Source organism: Streptosporangium amethystogenes, assembly GCF_000721075.1.
Taxonomy (GTDB): Bacteria; Actinomycetota; Actinomycetes; order Streptosporangiales; family Streptosporangiaceae; genus Streptosporangium; species Streptosporangium amethystogenes.
This window is the reverse complement of sequence record NZ_JOEQ01000097.1, coordinates 1-3,220: the sequence shown is the minus strand read 5'-3', so window position 1 is coordinate 3,220 and position 3,220 is coordinate 1. Positions and strand designations below refer to the sequence as shown.

Sequence of the window (3,220 nt, the reverse complement as noted above, 5' to 3'; positions counted from 1 at the left end):
GTGGTGCAGCCGGTGGTGGTGGCAGCGGCCGGATCGCTCTTCGGGCCCTCACCCGCGGAGTTGTACGCCGCCACCGTGTAGGTGTGCGCCTCGCACACCCCCAACCCCGACACCGTCGCACTCGTCCCGGCCACCGTCGCCCTGCCGACCAGCCGTTGATCGTGGTGGTACCGCCATTGGTGATCGTGTACTTGCCCTCGAAGCCGGTCCCCCAGTCGGAGACCTTGGTGAAGACCGCGGTGGCCGAGGCTGCCTGGGCGGGTAGTGCGACCGTCATCGCCAGGACGAGGGCCGCCAGGGCGACGAGAGAACGAGCGATGGCGCGTAATTTCACGTTAACCTCATGCGTTCTGTGTGGGGGGTGACCGTACGGCCCGCGCCACGCGGGGAGGTGCGCGGGCATGAACGTGGACGCGAGCCGTACGGCGAGGTGGGCGCGGTCCCGCCGGGGCGAGACCGTTCCGTTGATCAGCGCGGGACGCCGGGGACCGCCGGGCTCATCGAGTCGCGGGCGCCGCCACCGTCGCACGCTCCGGGCATCGCCGATCGGCGGGTGAGAGTGCGGCGACGGCGGCGCCGAGAACGGCCTGGACGGGGGCGCCGGGCATGGCCGGGGCGAGGGCGCCGGGCGCGGGCAGGGCGCGGCGAGGGTTTGCAACCGCAGTCAGGACGAGGAGGGGAAAGGTGCGCCGCATGATCGCTCCCATGGACGTGGAACCTGGGGGGTGAGGCGTCCGGACGGTCGGACCTTCGGTTTCGACGGCTCGCGCCGCCGAGTTTTCGCAGCTCACAATCTGGTCACAGGGGGCGCACGAGCCAAGGGCACCCCCATTCGGCACTTCTTTTAGGAAAGTTTCCTAAGAGTTGTCGTGATCGTAGCCTTGACAGAGTCCTGCCACAAGGCCCAAAAACATCAACCGCCGCGCCGTCCGCAGGGAACGTTCCAAAACGCACGGCGACCGTTCCCTGGCACGACGAAGGCGCCCGGTGCGGCGAACCGCACCGGACGCCCGCTCACCCGACTCTCAGGCGATGTCGAACCCGCTGAAGAGCAGAAGTGCCAATCCGAGGGCGACCACCACGTTGACCAGGGTCGCGGCGGTGGTGTCGATGTTGCCGCCGATCCACGCCCCCGCCACCTCCGGACTGAGCCCGAAGACCCCGGCCAGCCAGGGCAGGACGAAGATGGACGGCAGGGCGAAGGCGATCACCAGGCTGGCGCTGTAGGCGAGTTGCTCGCGCCTGGCCTGGACGGCGCCCGCCGCCGCGATGGCCGCGCTCACCCCGCAGATCGACACCGCGGCCGACAGTAGCGCGCGGAGCCTGTCGTCCAGGCCGGCTTCACTTACCGGCCATCGGACCCACCGGCCGGTAGGCACATATCCGGCGGTACGGTAGCGAGGCATCCCGTAACGCCCCCTGGAGCACCACCATGTTCTTTGGCATCACCGACATCTGGACCTATGTGGTCGGCGCCTTCTTCATCATCCTGCTGCCCGGCCCGAACTCGCTGTACGTGCTGAGCACCGCCGCCCAGCGCGGGGTGCGCCAGGGATACCGAGGGGTCATGGGGGTCTTCCTCGGCGACACCGTCCTGATGGTGCTCGCCGCGGCGGGGGTCGCGTCACTGCTGAAGTCGACACCGATCCTGTTCAACGTCGTCAAGTACGCCGGGGCCGGCTATCTGGCCTGGATCGGCTTCCAGATGCTGCGGGGGGCCTGGCGCTCACGGCGCTCCCCCGAGGCCGCGCGGGCGACGCCCCCCGAACCGGAGCGGACCGCGGAGAGCCCCTTCCGCAAGGCCCTGGTCATCAGCCTGATGAACCCGAAGGCGATCCTGTTCTTCATCTCGTTCTTCATCCAGTTCGTGGACCCCGCCTACGGCACCCCCGCGCTGTCGTTCCTGATCCTGGGCGCGATCTGCCAGGTGTTCAGCGTGCTCTACCTGTCGGCGCTGATCTTCGGCGGCACGTTCCTGGTCAGCCGGTTCCGGGCCCGCCGCGGCATGTCGACGGCGCTGCGGACGGGCGTGGGCGCGCTCTTCATCGGCTTCGGCATGCGGCTGGCTACCGCGACCCTTGGTTGACCTTGATCGCGACGCTGACCAGCGAGAGGAACAACTCGGCGTCGGCCCGCCCCTCGATGGTCATGGCCACCCACCCGGCGTCCGCGCCCGGAGTGACCCGCCGGCAGTCGGTGAGCACCCGGGCCCACCGGTCGATCACGTCGGTGGTGAGGAGCAGTTCCGCGGTGTGATCGCCGGACATTCTGACGATCTCCCGGCCGCCGGAGCGAAATCCCAGCCCCCGGCGGGTGCGTTTCAGCGCCAGGTCGGGCCAGCCGATGAGCTGGGCCGCCACATTCGCGACGCCCTCGGTGGAATGGCGGGACGCGCGCGTGCTCAGCACTGCCATGTCTCCCATGGTCGCGGACCGGACCCAATCGGGAAAGCTTCCGTTTCTCAACCGTTACCGGGCACGTGATCGTCTTCATTAATCGTAATAATTCACACTTCCCTCACACCTGATTGAGATGGTAATAAGCGGTTTTCACGAGCAGGTGGGCCTCGGTCGGATACGGTGAGTGGCCGGTGACCAGCCGGAGACGGCAATCTCCGCGATCGCCCTCGACATGGCCGGCATGCATACGGCGTGCCGGGGTAGGCGCGAACATCCAAGCAGACCCACCGGCGGGTGCTTCCTCAGCCTGCCGCTCTGGAATCCGTGGGAGCAGACACGCCCGAGGGTGGGCACGAAACGGCTCACGGACACCGCCGTCAGGCGGTACCTGGTGTTCAACCTGGGCGAGGGGAGATCGGTCCGGCCGCACCGCCGCACCGGCGTCACCCCGAGGGCGCTTCGGCGTCCGAGGGAGCCAACCGTGAGGTTCACCCGGCCGTGTTCGTCCTCGACAAGCGCGGCCACCCGCTCGACCCCTGCCACCCCGCCCGCGCCCGCCGCCTGCTGGCGGCCGGGCGGGCGGTGGTGGTGCACCACACCCCGTTCGTCATCCGCCTCAAAGACCGGTCGGCTGCCGACTCCGTCGTGGCAGGCGTACAGGTCGGCATCGACCCCGGCTCCAAGCACACCGGCCTGGCCATATTCACCGACCGCGGCGGGATCCGGACCGGACGGTACGCGATCCAGCTCGACCACCGGGGCGCGGCGATCCGCGACAGGCTCACCGCCCGCTCGCAGTATCGACGGCGACGCCGCAGCGC

Annotated in this window: 5 protein-coding genes; 2 read left to right on the top strand and 3 right to left on the bottom strand. The window is 69.2% G+C overall.

Annotated features, from left to right (window positions below):
* Together IG98_RS49925 and IG98_RS0143600 are read right to left on the bottom strand one after the other, a co-directional pair.
* A partial coding sequence (locus IG98_RS49925) for a cellulose binding domain-containing protein (RefSeq protein ID WP_157594896.1) occupies positions 1-277 on the bottom strand: 277 nt, incomplete at its 3' end.
* 748 nt (positions 278-1,025) lie between these two features.
* On the bottom strand, positions 1,026-1,379 hold the full coding sequence (locus tag IG98_RS0143600; RefSeq protein WP_245651969.1) for a putative sulfate exporter family transporter: 354 nt from the start codon (positions 1,377-1,379) through the stop codon (positions 1,026-1,028).
* 53 nt (positions 1,380-1,432) lie between these two features.
* Here IG98_RS0143600 and leuE point away from each other — a divergent pair, with 53 nt between their 5' ends.
* On the top strand, positions 1,433-2,086 hold the full coding sequence (leuE, locus tag IG98_RS0143595) for a leucine efflux protein LeuE (RefSeq protein WP_030926361.1): 654 nt from the start codon (positions 1,433-1,435) through the stop codon (positions 2,084-2,086).
* Here the strand turns inward: leuE and IG98_RS47975 are convergent.
* Complete coding sequence (locus IG98_RS47975; protein ID WP_157594895.1) at positions 2,067-2,414, bottom strand: luciferase domain-containing protein; 348 nt, start codon at positions 2,412-2,414, stop codon at positions 2,067-2,069. The genes leuE and IG98_RS47975 overlap by 20 nt on opposite strands.
* Before the next feature lie 483 nt (positions 2,415-2,897).
* Between IG98_RS47975 and IG98_RS47970 the strand changes: the two genes are divergently transcribed.
* A partial coding sequence (locus IG98_RS47970; RefSeq protein WP_030926358.1) for an RRXRR domain-containing protein occupies positions 2,898-3,220 on the top strand: 323 nt, incomplete at its 3' end.

Coding starts and splice junctions, on each gene's coding strand:
- leuE (WP_030926361.1), top strand. CDS start 1,433: ATGTTCTTTGGCATCACCGACATCTGGACCTATGTGGTCGGCGCCTTC.
- IG98_RS47975 (WP_157594895.1), bottom strand. CDS start 2,414: ATGGCAGTGCTGAGCACGCGCGCGTCCCGCCATTCCACCGAGGGCGTC.